This window comes from Rummeliibacillus sp. SL167 (assembly GCF_007896505.1).
In the GTDB taxonomy this organism is placed as follows: domain Bacteria; phylum Bacillota; class Bacilli; order Bacillales_A; family Planococcaceae; genus Rummeliibacillus; species Rummeliibacillus suwonensis.
In genome coordinates, this window is sequence record NZ_VCBM01000004.1 from 162,165 (window position 1) to 177,662 (window position 15,498).

Here is a 15,498-nt window from a genome sequence, read left to right on the forward strand (position 1 = left end):
TACCTTATCAATTATTATAGAAAATAAGCATCATACTTCACTTATATTATGATAAAACAAATATAACCACTTCCATGTTTCAGATCATATTGACATTACCGCCACTATAGATTGTTATGTAGAAAAACTATAATGTCAAATTATGATGTTATGATCAATAAAGCACTTACTTATTTCATAAAAAAAGGAGAAGTACAAAACCGCTTCTCCTGTTTTACCCTTATTCATTATATACGTATAAAACCTATATTGCTACGTTTTTTGAGTTACAAATCTTGTTTAACCATGTATTGAGCCAAATCAACTACGCGAGTGGAATAACCAGCCTCGTTATCATACCAAGCTAGTACTTTTACAAGATTTCCTTCAAGCACCATTGTGGACAAACCATCAATCGTAGAAGAAGCAATATTGCCATTATAATCAATCGAAACGAGTGGAAGTTCTGAATAGGATAAAATTCCTTTTAATTCATTTTCGGCAGCTTCTTTTAATGTAGCATTCACTTCTTCAACAGTGACTTCTTTTTCTAATTCGACGACTAAGTCAACTAAAGACACGTTTGGAGTAGGCACACGAATAGCCATACCATCCAATTTTCCTTTAAGTTGTGGCAAGACTTTGGCTACCGCAATAGCAGCTCCCGTAGTAGTCGGAATCATAGATTGAGCAGCAGCACGAGCCCGACGATAATCTTTGTGCGGGAGATCTAAGATTTTTTGGTCATTTGTGTAGGAGTGAACAGTTGTCATCATGCCACGTCTAATGCCAAATCGTTCATCTAACACTTTGGCAACTGGAGCTAAGCAGTTCGTTGTACAAGATGCATTTGATACTACATCATCTGTTTGAGGATCGTATTTTTCATGGTTGACCCCCATTACATAGGTTGGCATATTTTTTCCTGGAGCAGATACGATAACTTTTTTAGCTCCCGCTTCTATATGTTTGTGTGCTGCTTCATAGCTAGTAAATCGCCCTGTAGATTCAACGACTATATCAATATCTAATTCTCTCCATGGAAGTTTTGCAGGATCTGTTTCCGCATAAACACGAACATTTTGGCGATCAACTACTAAGTAATCGCCTTCAGATGTTACCTCCGCATCAAATGCACCATGAATGGAATCATATTTTAAAAGATGTGCAAGCATTGCTGCATCCGTCAAATCATTTACAGCAACGATTTCAATATCTTGTCGTTTGATAGCTGTACGAAATACCAATCGTCCAATACGCCCAAATCCATTAATCGCTAATTTTAATGTCATCATCCATACCTCCATGAATCATAATGTTATTGTACTAATCGAAGCATTTCTTCGGCAGCAGCTGAATCTGTTATTAAAACAGATTGTTTTGCCCCGCGTTTAAAATAAGAAAGGATGGCTTTTGCCTTCTTTTTCCCGCCAGCTACTGCAAGAATACTTTTACATCTATTTACTTGCTCTAGCTGAATCCCAACCGTGCGAATCCTTTGCACTATATTGCCCTGCTCATCGAAATAATAACCAAAAGCCTCACTGACAGCACCATTGGCAAGCAATGCTTGTTTGACTTCTTCACTTGATCCGCGTCTTACTGCCATTTCTAAAGCAGAACCGATACCGTGAATAACGACATCTGTTTGATCATAAAGCCGTATCATCTCCTGAACGATTGGCTCCTGAACCATTGCTTGATAAGCCGTATCGCTTAAATACTCTGGTAAATATAAAGTGCGATATTGATTGGCTGTATGATTGGCAAATGTCGCCACAATAGTATTCGCTTGTAATCGCATTTCAACTCCCATACCGCCTCTAGCAGCGATAAAATTCAAGCCCGTTAAATTTTCTGAAGGTGTAAGACTCTCAGCTATAGCCGCCATTGTACTGCCACCTGTTACAGCAATGATTTTGCTATGCTTTGCTGCTAATTCCAGTTGTTTTGCCGCTTCCCTCCCCAATAATGATTTGATGGAAGGCACCTCATCCAGATTACCATCTACAATGATCACTTTTTGAATTCCAAGTATACGAGTTAACTGTTTTTCCAATATAGGTAGATCTGACCATTCATAAACAAGTGGTCTTAAAACTTCTAATACTTCCATTCCCAGTTCAGAAATCCTCATACCAGAACGATCGGCTATGATTAAACCTTGTTCACGTAGTAAATCCGTTTCTTTACGGATTTCCCGCTCCGCTACAGCAAGTTGATCTGCAAGCCCCCGCCTTCCTATAGGTCCTAGCGTATCGATCATTTGCAAAAAGCGATATCGAGTATGAAGAAGCTCAGACATTTCAGGCATTATTTTCAATTGTGCTTCCAATAATGTAGCCATGTCATTCATTCTCCTTTTATGGGGCATTTTTTATCCCATATAATCATTTTATGTCCCACATGCTGCAAAAAAATATTTCCTACGCCCAGTATACAATTCTCTATTATTGGTTGCAACAAAATTTCACTTGAAAATAAGCGTAGAAAAAATACTCAAATCGGTCTTACTTAGAGCGGATTCCTTCTAACAAAGTAACATAATCTAAAGCACCATACTGAATAATCTGCCCATCTTTTTCAACAACAGGAATCATCAGCATGTATTTTTCATGAATGGCGTCATCCTCTTCAATATTGACTTCTGTCATTTCAAATGGGATATCTTCGCGTACTAAATTAAGCGTTCTTATTCCTTCTTCACAGAGCTCGCAATTGGGTCTTCCATAATAGATAATTTCCATCACTGATACTTGCCGCCTTTCTTAATAACAACATCCAGTTTAAGGATGCATGATCTTCTTATGTATATGATTACCTTCATTGTGGAACAGCTATTATCAGTGTAATTGTATTTTCAGGGTTTTTCAAAAATTTTCTCTTTGTATCCATTTCATCATATAGAATTTACATCAAAAATAATGATTCATTTTTGATGTTTCGCTCCAGACAGCGCTTTCTGTCATTTATTATCTCCTGATTCAGTATAATAAAACGCAAAATTTTGATTTAACATCCAAAATGCTTTTTGGAAAATTTTTCACATGCATTAAAATGGCTTCGCTGAACATACTAATTTTGCGTGACAAGCGCGATATAAAAAAAGGAGGTCCTATTTTTGCAACAACAACCACAAAACCAGATGAAAAATGATCCCATGTATCATGTAGATTCAGCAAAATTTAATCATGGTGGACATGAAATAATGGACTTGCATGAAGTATTGGGTGCAATGATCGGCGGTCTAAACCAATGTGTGTTATTGCGTGATCAAATTCAAGATAATGAATTGCGCAACATTGTTGATCGTCAGTATAAATTTGCACTAGATGATTACAATGTATTGGTGGAATCATTTAAAACTGGTAAAGATCCTTCTCATCCATCAGGTCATTATGAAATGACTGAGAATAACAAGTTTACTTTTGGCGTACAACCTGGTCAACCGAAAAAACCAATTACACAAGCCAGTGAGATAAACGATGAAATTATTTCAGGATATATCCTTAGCTGGCATAAAGGGGCTGCAGCACTTAAAACAGCTGCGGCACTCGAAACAACAAACCCAGTTGTTCGTCGTGTATTGGCTGATTCGATTCCAAACTGTATCGAAATGGCTTACGAAATATCTATCTACCAAAATCGTAAGGGCTACTATCAAGTTCCACAATTATCTTCTCAAGATACAGTAACCATCACTAACGGTTTTGCTGAAGCTACAACAGGGACTACTCATCAACCTTCCCGATTCAACTAAAAATACGCAATAAGGGATGTTCTAAAAAGTCCTATTCAACAAAATAATGCTTCGCCTGTTAGTAAAAAACTGCTCATTCTAATTATTAGAAATGAGCAGTTTTTTCGATGAAAGCGAAGCAACAAGATATAGATTATTATTTAAATCAATTTTATAAAGTGAAACTTTAATCAGTGGGGGTCTCTTCATCCCCTACTGAAGTGGAGGAACTCAGGTTAAAAACGCCACGTCCTGCGGCAACACCTGAGTGACCAACATTTTGTTGACTTAAACCAATGGGACTTATACGGGCAGTTTATCTCCCACCTAACTTCTTTACTTTCGCTGAATTTTGAGGTGAGAGTATTATTGCCCGTTAATGCGGGATAAATCTGTTTTTAGTTTCAAAATGCGAATATTTAAATAATAATGGTAACTTATACTTATCATCCAGATTTTCATACGGATACTTTAATTATTGAAGAGACTCAATGTTTGCCTCTGTTACTAATTTTTGCTGTTGTTTTTCCCACACTTCATTTAATTCAGAATCAGAAATACTTGCATTCTTCACTTTTTCTGCGTCAAATATTTTTTGTTTCAATTTTCCAATTTTTAATGCCTGTTGATAAGCTGGAATTGCATACTGATTCCAATACTCGTCTTCTGTAATACCTAAAGCTGCAATATAATCCTTAAGAAATTGTTGTGTTTGTGGGTCTTGTGCTTCAGCAACAGCCTGTTTCATCTCATCAGCAAATCTTTTTGCTTCATCTTCAGTCACATTCAGCTTTTGCTTATCTGCTTCTTGTTCTGAAACAGCTTCTTTAATGAATTCAGCTTTGATTTGCTCATCACTTAAAACTTGTTGACCATTATTTCTTTGAATCACATTTTTACTTTCTTTAAAAGCAAGAAAATCTTTGTTTGAATATGTTTTATTATTAATCTTTAAAAAGGGTTTCTCTTGCTTAGATTCTCCATTTTGGTGTTCTTGCGCTAAACTTGAAAAAACATGTTGACTCACCGTCTGATCTGCTTTTGTATTTGAAGAAAAATAAAATACAGCAGAAAAGCCAAGCCCTATAATTAAAGTAGATGCCACTAATATTTTTTTTGATTTCTTCATACTTTAATCCACCACTCCTTCAGTTGTATCTCCTGTATAAGCAGCTGGTGTTGTGCTAGAACTAATATACGTAGCATAACCAACAGCTTTATACGTACTAGAATCAGCCAAGTTAGAATTAGGTTCACCGGCATTTAAATCAGTTAAATCACTTGGGTTTTTATAATAGCTTGGGCTCAAAGGTAATGAATGTGTAGTTCTGTATTCACCATCTTTATAATATTTTATGTTTCCGGCATTCACTGATGCATTAAATGGTAATTGTGCTCCTCCTGGAACAGTTGTATACATTGATTCGTAAGTAATATATTTGCCAAGATAGCTTACTACAATATCCATTTTCATAGTTATGGCTAGTGCAAAGGGAACCAGTACAGTTCCTGATGCAGCATATACAACAAATCTTTCCGTGTCATTAGAAGTGTTGGTATGAGTTGATGCAGAGGCTAAGGTTGGTAGAGAAAAAGTAAGTACAGCTACTGAAATTAGGCTTAATATTTTAGATTTTAATTTCAAAAATATCCCTCCTTCTTTTATATACTTCTATTATTTGCCTAAAGTTCAAAAAAATAAATAGTTCGAATTATCTTATTTTTTACATTAAATAACATATTTTTTATATAACATTAATATAAAGTAATATTTAAAATGAATACCTTCTTTTAGAAATCATACTAGAAGTATATAATAATGATTAAATGGGGTGATGATATGAAAGACGAAAAAGAGGAAAAGAAATCATTTAATGATGTAATAGACCATCTTCATAAAATTGAGGGGAATGTTACTGCCCCTACAGATGCAAAACTTAAAAATATGCCAAAGCCTATTAAGTACATTGGTTACTTTATCATTTTTTTCTTCGTCATTACATTTTTACTGATTTTTATTTTAAATTTAGTGCAATAAGAATAAGAGGGAAAAGGCTTTTTTGAAAACAAATAAGCAAAAAATATGTATGATTGCATTTTTGCAATCAACTATGATTCATATTGTCTAAAAAGGCATCCAGAATAAATACTACTCTGAATGCCTTTTGTGTTTTTATAAATTAGGTATCAATCAAATAATGAACCATAACTCTCTTTACGTTTCAAGAGCTTTTCCTTATTATTTTCCCGGTTGTATTCTATCTTTTATACTAACTCTTTTTAGGAATAATGAAAGAATTAATGCAACGCCTGAAATAACTGTTGCTACCATAAACGTATAATTAATGCCATCTAATAAAGCGGTTTGTGTAATATGTGCTTTTAATTGAGCAAGTTGTTCCGCTGTTGGGGAAGAAGGCGTTTGACCTGCTTCTGCAGCGGCCTTTGCTGCTTTTACAGCTTTCGCTTTTGCGGCAGCTGCTAATTCAGTCGCTCTTGTTTTAATATGGTTATCCATAATTGTGACAAGAATAGCTGTACCAATTGCACCTGATACTTGTTGAACCGTATTATTAATGGCGGTACCATGTGGATTTTTATCCATTGGCAATTGATTCAATCCATTTGTCATAATCGGCATCATAACCATAGACATACCAAACATACGAACAGTATAAACTGTAATAATATAAGTATATGAAGAATCTACTTGTAATCGAGTTAAGAAATAAGTTGAAATCGTCATGATACTTAAACCAGTAAATGCTAAAATGCGCGGTCCAATTTTATCAAATAATTTACCGGTAATCGGTGACATGATGGCCATCACGATTGCACCTGGCAGCATCATCAAACCTGCATGGAAAGGAGAGATTCCGCGAACTTGTTGCACATAAGCCGGCGTTAAAATCATACCTGAAAACATAGCAACTGAGATAACCATTGATACGACAGAACCTAATGCAAACATCGGATATTTATAAATTTTCACATCTAGTAATGGTTCATCCATCTTCAATTGTTTCATGATAAAGATCACTAATGTAACAGCACCGACTGCTATTGTGCCATATACCCAAGGACTATCCCAGCCTTTGTCACTCGCAGCGCTAAAGCCATATAAAAGCCCGCCAAAACCAATTGTTGAAAGAACTAAAGAAGTATAATCTAAAGAAACTTTACGTGTTTCCATTACATTTTCTAATTTCCAAAAACCAAATAATAGACTTAATACGGCAAAAGGAATGATCATTTCAAAAAGCATACGCCAGCTATGGTGTTCTACAATGTAGCCTGATAATGTTGGACCGATTGCCGGAGCAGAAATCATGACTAATCCAAACATCCCCATGGCAGAACCACGCTTTTCAATTGGAAAACTTGTCAGCATGACATTCATCAATAATGGTGATAATGCTGCTGAACCGGCAGCTTGAACCATACGTCCCGCAATTAAAACCCAGAAGTTTGGAGCGGCAGCTGCAATAATCGTTCCTATTGTAAATAGAGACATTGCTGCGATAAACAAAGAACGGTTTTTAAATTTCACAACAAAAAAGGCTGAAGCCGGTATTAAGATTCCACTTACAAGCATAAAGCCTGTCGTTAACCACTGTACTTGTGAATAAGTAACATCGAAATCCTTCATAATTGTAGGCAATGCTACATTCATCAATGTATTATTTAAAAAAGCAACAAATGCACCGACAAATAAAATAGCAATCATTGCATAAGGTGGTTTTTTCAAAGTTTCGTTTCCCATAAAATTTTCCCTCACTCTTTCTATAAGATTATCTTTTTATAGCGGTGATTTATATTTTATACCGACAGTCCAATTTTTTCAATCAAAAAAATTCAATATCTTTAAAACGTTGATATAAAAGCATTTATAGGTTAGAATGATAGTATAAATTATCGGAAAGGTGACAATATGAATACGCGAAAAAGAAAAGTATTAGACGTTGCACGTAGCCTATTCATTGAAAAAGGATTTCATGAAACTTCAATCATAGATATTATTCATGAAGCACAAATTTCAAAAGGAACTTTTTATAATTACTTCACTTCCAAAAATGAATGTTTAATAGCTATATTGCAAGAAAGCCGCGAAGATGCTAGTAATCGTAGACATGAGTTGATCTTTGGTCAAGATCCAAAAGACATTCATATTCTTGCAAAACAAATAGCCGTACTTATGCATATTAACCGTGAGCAAAACCTATTGCAAATTTTTGAATCCATTTATCATTCAAATGATGATGCGATCAAAAAAGTAATTATGAAGCATCATCTCCAAGAACTCGAATGGCTTTCTTCCAGATTGGTCGAAGTATATGGCGAGGAAATTAGTTTCATGAGCTATGAATGTTCTATACAAGTTTTTGCTATGATTCAACATACGATTCGTACACTATTTGCTGCAAAAGAACACCATGTGGAACCAGAATCTGTAGTAATGATGGCACTTCGAAATATTGATGCGATCATTCCGCGTATGCGAGAAACAAAAGAAATCCTAATAGATGCTGCAACTATTCAATATATAAAAAACAGTGTAGACCATACAGTAGTAGATAAGGATATGATTATCCACCAACTAAATGGTTTTATCGAAGGTTTATCAAAGGCTGATCCAAAAGATGGCACTGAATACGCAAGTTATATCTTAAAGGAACTACAACGGGAAGACATAAAACTATATGTGATCAAAGCACTTCTTACCCCTTTCCGTAAAGCATTTTCTAATACCGCTCATGCAGCTGAAGCTAGAGAAATCGCCAATTATATCTGGCATTTGATCGAAGTTGAAAATCATAAACTAGAAGGGTAAAGCAAAACTCTAAGACAGAGGAGGATTTTCTTCCATTTCTATTGTGAGTTAGTTAAACTGATCGGACTTTACTGGTAGATATCCTCAAAGCATATCCTTTGTTTGCTATTTGCTTCTTGATGTGGGAGCATTGTTGTGTAGACAGAACGTCCTCGAGAACTTCAAAAATAAAAGGCACGAATATTGTTCAGTCAATATTCGTACCTTCTACTGTTGAAGCTGTTTGTTTCCAATAAAATCTTTTCTAATGATACTTGATATCGCCCGTCTCATTCTTTATTATTAGAAACGTTTAAAAATTCTATCTTCCCATTTACCTTAATTTTTTCCCAATTGTTTCCTTCAATGATTTTCTACCTGAATTTACCTTAACCTTTACATGAATATTTCGAATTGAATCATCTGTTAATTTGATATCCCCACCCTTTTGAATTTCATTCCACTTTTTAGCTTCTTTTCTATATAGTTGGTTAGACAGTTGATAAACGTCAGCATCGATATTTAATCCTTCTTCATAAGTCTTTTTAATTTGTTTTTTAACTTCTCCCTCTATTATTTTTTGTACTTCAGGCTCTGAAATATTTCCTTGGAATCCACTGACGATTGCGACCATTTCCACATTAATATCAAACTTTACATCCCCATTCGTATCAATTGGCTTTATTTTCACTTTATTTTTTTCAAGGACAACAGAAAGACGTTTTTCTTCATTTCCGCTTGAACTATTTGGCTTTAAATCTATACTGATTCCAGTTCTTATTGTTTCATTTGAAAGCCACTGTAGTCCGCTTATCTGCTCGTTAGTAAGAAAACCTTTGAAAGAATGTGGTGTAACAATACCAATACCATTTATCGCTGTTTCTGTATTAGAACCCTTCTCTGACTTCCAGATTTTAGTAAGTGTTACTAAAGGAAGTCTTACTTCATAATTGGGTTCATCAATACTCACGATTAATTTCCTAATATTTATCGGTTCGATGAAAGAATATTGTTTATAAGAATTTAATGGATCCGACAATTTAGACAATGTGATGGCTTTATTTAGTATCGGTTTTGTCAGCATAACATCTTTTATAGAATCTCTTGTCGCATACACCCAAGTTTGGTACCGTGTATCATTAAAACGAGTAAAGGTGTTCATGATATCACTCACCTTTCCAGCATGCAATACATCCTCAGAAAAAACAAGATACGTAAGATGCCCCCAATACAATTCTTCATCTAATGATTGGTATAATTTAAAAAATGCTTCATTTAAAGTTTTTGCATTGGCATGTCCAATTTCTGCTTGTATAATATCTGGATTAGGTGGCTGTTCAGATTTCGCAATGCTGGCAAAATCGATCAGTTGGGCATATAAGTGATACTCATCATCTTTAAAATCTACACCAACACCATAAATATAAAACATTCTCCCCGCTTCTTTAGAATCCCAACAGCCCGAGAGAATGACTGTACACAGTATCAAAAGCATTACCAGTTTTTTATTCATCTTTTTTAACCTCTTTACGTCTTGTATCATCTTGCGTCTTTAACATGCTTGGACGTTTAGAATATTTTTTGGCCGGCAATCGGAATAGCGATTTTGCTATGGTTGCCCAATTCAATTCTGTTGCTATATTCATGTAAGGAACACCGAATATACGTATTTTTGATAAATAAATGAGTATAAAAAATACGGATGCAAAAAAGCCGAATAGTCCAAAGAATGTAGAAAGTATAATCGAAAAAATACGCAATACACTGACAGCCGTTACAATGGATTGATTGACTAATGTAAATGATGCAATAGCGGAAGTAGCCATAATGACGACCATTGTGGCACTTGTCATCCCTCCTCGAATAACTGCATCCCCGATAATCAGTCCACCTACTACACCGATCGTTCCACCTAGTACGGTTGGAAGCCGTAATCCCGCTTCACGGAATAATTCAAACATCCCAAGCATCAAAAACATCTCAAGTGCTGTCGGCAAAGGGAGTCCTGTATTCGCTTGTACAACAGTGGCTAGTAATTGAAAAGGTATCTGATTTTGATGAAAAGTGGTTAAAGAAAGCCAAAAAGCAGGTAGAAACGTAGCAACTAATGTGCCGAATATTCGCATTATACGTTCGATTGAACTGAATAATGGGGGATATTCATTATCTTCGCTTGTCTTTAATAATAAGAATAAATTAACAGGTAAAACAATGGCATAGGAAATACCATCGACAAATATAACAAAACGTCCTCTAGACAGAGCTTGAGCCGTATTATCTGGTCTCCCTGTATATTCATGGCGCGGAAAAAGAACAGCACTCTTATTGATATTTTCCATAAATACGTCGCCACTAAACACAGTATCTGTATCCACTTTTTTTATCTGTTCCTTTATGCCATTTAAAATTTCTTGATTCGCAATATCTTCAAAATAAAGAAGAGCTACTTTCGTTTTGGAACGTTTCCCTACTTCAAATTTTTCCACACTCAACGAATTGGTAGGCAAACGCTTTCGCAGTAAAGCAATATTGATCGATACGTCCTCGATAAAATTATCTCTTGGTCCTTTGACAGTAATTTCTGTACGTGTTTCTTCAGGCGTACGATTGGGCTTTTTTTCAACATTACTTGAAAAGAGCAATGCTGCTTCTTCAAAATAGAGCAGGACAGAACCTGTATATACAAGTGAAATGGCCTCCTCTTCCTCATTTACTTTTTTTAAGTCTGGAACATATAACCTTGATATGATTTGTTCTTCTAATGGTTCATCGACCAAATGACTACATAAAAAACCAACACGTGGGACGATCACTTCATTTAATAGCTGCTGATCGATCATTCCTTCACACAAGATTAGATGTATTGTCTGTTCTTGAAATGTATACTTTTGAAATTTTACATCCGCAGAATTCTTAAACAAATCCTGTAACACACTCAGATTTATTGACTTTTTGTTTGGCTCGATGGCTGTTCACCACTTTTCTTATCATTTTTATCTTTTGAAGATGATTTTTCTGGCATCCATGCAACAACTGCAAAGAATACAGATAGAAAGAGAAAGAAGAGAACCGTACTAATCAAGAAATAATGCTCATTCCATTTTTGAAAAATATTATCTTTTATAAGAAATAACGATAAGCATACAATCATGAATGGTGGTGCAAGCCTAGTCCAAACTTGTTTTTTATCTTCAGCCATATTCAAAATATCTGAACAAATATATAGAAGAAATCCTACTCTTATAAATGTCCCCGTTAACCATTGGTAAATAGAGAAGAAATCGATATGTTCGATAAAACGCCCAATTGTTGCTAGACCCCATTCTTCATATGCCGGATATCTTTGCTTTGCTGCTTCAACTGGACCAAACTCTGTAATCGCACCAATAAGCGGACCATCTGTTAATCCTACTAGGATAACTAGCATCATTGCAAAATGATACCATTTCATACGTTCTTTGATATGATGCTGAAGAAAAAGTAGGATTAGTAATTCAATAAAACCAGAAGTGGGATAGATCATTCCTTTAAGGACCGGTTTAAATCCATGTTCAAACATGGGTAATAATAATTCATAATCTTTCATCTTTATATTGACAAATGAAACAAAAAAGCCAAAAATGATAACGGCAAATAAAACAAATGTGTTAACGATTGCAATGGTTTCCACGCCTGAAGTAGCAAGATAAAAAGTAAGTATGACATAAACGATTAACAAAAAAATCATTGGTGTCTTCGGTAAAAAAGCGGAAGATATCCAAAGTAACGTTTCTCTCATCGTGAACGCAGCCAAAAGGATTAAATAAAAAGCCGTAATATACAAAATGATAGAAGATCCAACTTTTCCTATTTTTTGCTTTAACCAATCATTTAAAGGTTGCTGTTTAGATTTATTATGGACATAAACCAAAAGAAACAACCATATAAATGATGCAAACATTCCAGCTAAAACCGATGCCCAACCATCTCTTCCAGCCGCCTTTATAATGGATGGAATAATGGTTACATGATTTTTTAAGCCAATGAACGTCATTACCAATAATAGGGTGTGCAGTATACTAATGGATCCAGTACTCTTCATTATAAAAACCCTCTAACATTTGTTGATAAGGTGAGTTTTGACAAAAATTTAGGATAATATAAGTAAATAATGAAAACAATCCATTCGTAAAAACATATTGACTTGAGGGGTTTTTGGCGGTCTTAATACAATAATTTATGTAGATGAGTCCGTTTCATCATGCGAATCTGAATGAAAATAGTTTATGTAAATGATCCATTTCATCACGCGGGATCTGGATGAAAATAGTTTATGTAAATGATCCATTTCATCACGCGGGATCTGGATGAAAATAGTTTATGTAAATGATCCATTTCATCACGCGGGATCTGGATGAAAATAGTTTATGAAATTGATATGGTTAGTTAATAGGGGATTTTTTTGGGAGAAATCGTTTTTAATGCAATTATCCATTTGTAAAAACATCGTTGCTTTTTCCTTCAAAAAAAGAGAGAGAGCATGTGGCGAAATACATGTTCTCACTCTTTTTTACCAGTAAAATATGCTGTTGTTTCCATTTATTATTATACTATATAACCAACCGGTTGTAAATATTTTCATGATGAATAGGTTGATAATCTTTTATAGAGAGTTTAATAAAGTCTCTTCATCTAATTAACATATTTATCGCTTAACATTAATGTTGCCACTTTCCTTCTTTCTTTGTTCCTTTACTGATTCTAAAATTTCAATATACGTTAACTATATAATCAAAATCATACTTTTCTTCTCACTCTTTCCATCCTTGCTAAGATATTTAATACTAATAATTCTAATTAGAAGATGTTCAGCGTATACCGTTAATGGATACATTCGCGATATCCATTTATCCGCATCTTTCATAACAATCAGCACATCCTCTCTAATCAATACGTTGTTACTTTTTTGGATATTTTAGTTAAATAAATGTGGGATTTTTGTGTCTATACTAAGTAGATCTTCCCCATTTTTTATAGTAAAAATAAAACCTCCTCATGTCAGTGAATTTTGTTAAACTCACTTTTTTTGAGAAGGCGAATAATATAGGCAAATTTTGGAGATTATTTAGAGGAGTTCTATGCTCCGTTGTTTTCTCCTTGATACCTATAAATACTTGTGTATCGAAGCTTGTAGTCAATTTTATGTATGCCCCCGGAGGGAATCGAACCCCCAGCCTAAGAACCGGAATCTTATGTTTTATCCATTAAACTACGGAGGCAAAAAGTATTTGCGACTTATCTATTATACAAATTAAATGGGAACAATTCAATAAGAGAAAAAAACAATCGTAATATTTGACCTTTATTGACCATTATGTGTATGATAAAGTTACAGCTGAGATAGATAAACTTTCAGCGTATGAACACGAAATTACCTTATTAATTTGAGGAGGCTATTTACATGAATTTAATCCCTACAGTTATTGAGCAAACAAATCGCGGTGAACGTGCCTATGATATTTACTCACGTTTATTGAAAGACCGCATCATCATGCTTGGCAGTGCCATTGATGACAACGTAGCAAACGCTGTTGTATCTCAATTATTATTCCTAGAAGCTGAAGATCCAGAAAAAGACATCTACCTTTACATCAACTCTCCTGGTGGTAGCGTAACAGCTGGTATGGCTATCTATGATACCATGCAATTCATCAAACCAGACATCCAAACAGTTGGTATGGGTATGTGCGCATCAATGGGTTCATTCCTTCTTACAGCAGGCACAAAGGGTAAACGTTATGCATTACCAAACTGCGAAGTCATGATTCACCAACCTCTAGGCGGCGCACAAGGTCAAGCAACAGAAATCGAAATTGCTGCAAAACATATTTTAAAAACACGTGAAAAATTAAACGGCATCCTTGCTGAACGCACAGGCCAACCAATCGAAGTCATCGCTCGCGATACAGACCGTGATAACTACATGACTGCTGAACAAGCAAAAGAATACGGCCTAATCGACCACATCATGGATCGCAATGAATTAAAAAAATAAGATAGGCATTTTCAAAAACAAAACGGCAAGACTCGTTTATTCAGAAGAGTCTTGTCGTTTTTTTCTGCGTGAAAGGCTTTTTGTACAGAGTTTTATATGAAAAGTTATTTTGGATAGTTAAAATGATCGTTGGTTTTGACAGTTGCATGGAACAATCTTTAGAAGAAAATCGAGTGAGTTCTTTTAGATTGGTTATGGGAGAAGAAAAGGAGAGAAGGTATAAAAGAAAGGAAGGAGATGGAAAGGAAGACGTAAATAGTTTTAAACGTGGATACAATTTGTTGTTTCGTGGATTGAATAGGGTCTTCCATGGATTGGAGGATGTTTTCCGTGGATGGAACCTTCTTCCCCGTGGATTGGGTCCCTTCTTCCGTGGATTGGACCTCTTCTTCCGTGGATGGAACCTTCTTCCGTGGATGGAACCTTCTTCCGTGGATTAGGACTCTTCTTCCGTGGATTGAGTCTCTCCTTCCGTGGATTGAGTCCCTCCTTCCGTGGATGGAACCTTCTTCCGTGGATTGAGTCTCTCCTTCCGTGGATTGGGTCCCTCCTTCCGTGGATTGAGTCCCTCCTTCCGTGGATTGAGTCCCTCCTTCCGTGGATGGAACCTTCTTCCGTGGATTGGGTCCCTTCTTCCGTGGATTGGACCTCTTCTTCCGTGGATTGGGGCTCTCCTTCCGTGGATTGAGTCTCTCCTTCCGTGGATTGGGGCTCTCTTTCCGTGGATGGAACCTTCTTCCGTGGATTGAGTCTCTCCTTCCGTGGATTGGACCTCTCCTTCCGTGGATTGGGGCTCTCCTTCCGTGGATTGGGGCTCTCCTTCCGTGGATGGACCTCTCTTTCCGTGGATAGAACTTCTTCTTCCGTGGATGAATAATTTCAAGCACTATCAATTTCAAGAAATCGGTCTTTTTTCTTCTAAAATGAAAAAAGCGG

14 protein-coding genes and 1 tRNA gene are annotated in these 15,498 nt (G+C 35.6%); 4 read left to right on the top strand and 11 right to left on the bottom strand.

Annotation, left to right across the window (positions count from 1 at the left end):
- Positions 1-266: 266 nt before the first annotated feature.
- From gap to FEZ13_RS16190, 3 genes are all read right to left on the bottom strand, one after another.
- A complete protein-coding gene (gene gap / locus FEZ13_RS16180) occupies positions 267-1,271 on the bottom strand; it encodes a type I glyceraldehyde-3-phosphate dehydrogenase (protein ID WP_146553550.1) in 1,005 nt (334 codons plus the stop codon).
- Positions 1,272-1,297: 26 nt separating this feature from the next.
- On the bottom strand, positions 1,298-2,326 hold the full coding sequence (locus tag FEZ13_RS16185; protein ID WP_146553551.1) for a sugar-binding transcriptional regulator: 1,029 nt from the start codon (positions 2,324-2,326) through the stop codon (positions 1,298-1,300).
- Positions 2,327-2,489: 163 nt separating this feature from the next.
- Positions 2,490-2,726, bottom strand: a complete 237-nt coding sequence (locus tag FEZ13_RS16190; protein ID WP_146553652.1) for a glutaredoxin family protein — start codon at positions 2,724-2,726, stop codon at positions 2,490-2,492.
- Between the two features lie 374 nt (positions 2,727-3,100).
- On the opposite strand from FEZ13_RS16190, the gene FEZ13_RS16195 reads away from it, so the two are divergent.
- The gene (locus FEZ13_RS16195) at positions 3,101-3,739 is read left to right on the top strand and encodes a spore coat protein (RefSeq protein ID WP_370467721.1); all 639 of its coding nucleotides are present in this window, start codon (positions 3,101-3,103) and stop codon (positions 3,737-3,739) included.
- A gap of 454 nt (positions 3,740-4,193) precedes the next feature.
- Here the strand turns inward: FEZ13_RS16195 and FEZ13_RS16200 are convergent, their stop codons facing one another.
- Both FEZ13_RS16200 and FEZ13_RS16205 read right to left on the bottom strand, forming a co-directional pair.
- Positions 4,194-4,847 (bottom strand): hypothetical protein, encoded by a 654-nt coding sequence (locus FEZ13_RS16200; protein WP_146553552.1) that lies wholly within the window; start codon positions 4,845-4,847, stop codon positions 4,194-4,196.
- 3 nt (positions 4,848-4,850) lie between these two features.
- Complete coding sequence (locus tag FEZ13_RS16205; protein WP_146553553.1) at positions 4,851-5,363, bottom strand: hypothetical protein; 513 nt, start codon at positions 5,361-5,363, stop codon at positions 4,851-4,853.
- Positions 5,364-5,537: 174 nt separating this feature from the next.
- Between FEZ13_RS16205 and FEZ13_RS16210 the strand changes: the two genes are divergently transcribed.
- Positions 5,538-5,756: an amino acid transporter gene (locus tag FEZ13_RS16210; RefSeq protein WP_255473227.1), complete on the top strand. Its 219-nt coding sequence runs from the start codon at positions 5,538-5,540 to the stop codon at positions 5,754-5,756.
- A gap of 201 nt (positions 5,757-5,957) precedes the next feature.
- Here FEZ13_RS16210 and FEZ13_RS16215 read toward each other — a convergent pair whose 3' ends face one another.
- Positions 5,958-7,481, bottom strand: a complete 1,524-nt coding sequence (locus FEZ13_RS16215; RefSeq protein ID WP_146547575.1) for a DHA2 family efflux MFS transporter permease subunit — start codon at positions 7,479-7,481, stop codon at positions 5,958-5,960.
- A gap of 168 nt (positions 7,482-7,649) precedes the next feature.
- On the opposite strand from FEZ13_RS16215, the gene FEZ13_RS16220 reads away from it, so the two are divergent.
- Entirely contained in the window at positions 7,650-8,549 is a 900-nt protein-coding gene (locus FEZ13_RS16220; RefSeq protein ID WP_146547574.1) for a TetR/AcrR family transcriptional regulator, read from the top strand.
- Positions 8,550-8,862: 313 nt separating this feature from the next.
- Here FEZ13_RS16220 and FEZ13_RS16225 read toward each other — a convergent pair whose 3' ends face one another.
- From FEZ13_RS16225 to FEZ13_RS16240, 4 genes are all read right to left on the bottom strand, one after another.
- Entirely contained in the window at positions 8,863-10,041 is a 1,179-nt protein-coding gene (locus FEZ13_RS16225) for a Ger(x)C family spore germination protein (protein WP_186725957.1), read from the bottom strand.
- Positions 10,034-11,449, bottom strand: a complete 1,416-nt coding sequence (locus FEZ13_RS16230; protein WP_255473228.1) for a spore germination protein — start codon at positions 11,447-11,449, stop codon at positions 10,034-10,036. The genes FEZ13_RS16225 and FEZ13_RS16230 overlap by 8 nt, the downstream gene beginning before the upstream one ends.
- 20 nt (positions 11,450-11,469) lie before the next feature.
- Positions 11,470-12,609 (bottom strand): GerAB/ArcD/ProY family transporter, encoded by a 1,140-nt coding sequence (locus tag FEZ13_RS16235; RefSeq protein WP_146553556.1) that lies wholly within the window; start codon positions 12,607-12,609, stop codon positions 11,470-11,472.
- A 1,105-nt stretch (positions 12,610-13,714) separates the two neighbouring features.
- Positions 13,715-13,786, bottom strand: a tRNA-Arg gene (locus FEZ13_RS16240).
- Between the two features lie 182 nt (positions 13,787-13,968).
- Between FEZ13_RS16240 and clpP the strand changes: the two genes are divergently transcribed.
- Positions 13,969-14,562, top strand: coding sequence for an ATP-dependent Clp endopeptidase proteolytic subunit ClpP (clpP, locus tag FEZ13_RS16245; protein WP_146547570.1), 594 nt, complete (start codon positions 13,969-13,971; stop codon positions 14,560-14,562).
- 158 nt (positions 14,563-14,720) lie between these two features.
- Here the strand turns inward: clpP and FEZ13_RS16250 are convergent, their stop codons facing one another.
- On the bottom strand, positions 14,721-15,461 hold the full coding sequence (locus FEZ13_RS16250; protein ID WP_146553557.1) for a hypothetical protein: 741 nt from the start codon (positions 15,459-15,461) through the stop codon (positions 14,721-14,723).
- Positions 15,462-15,498 lie beyond the last annotated feature (37 nt).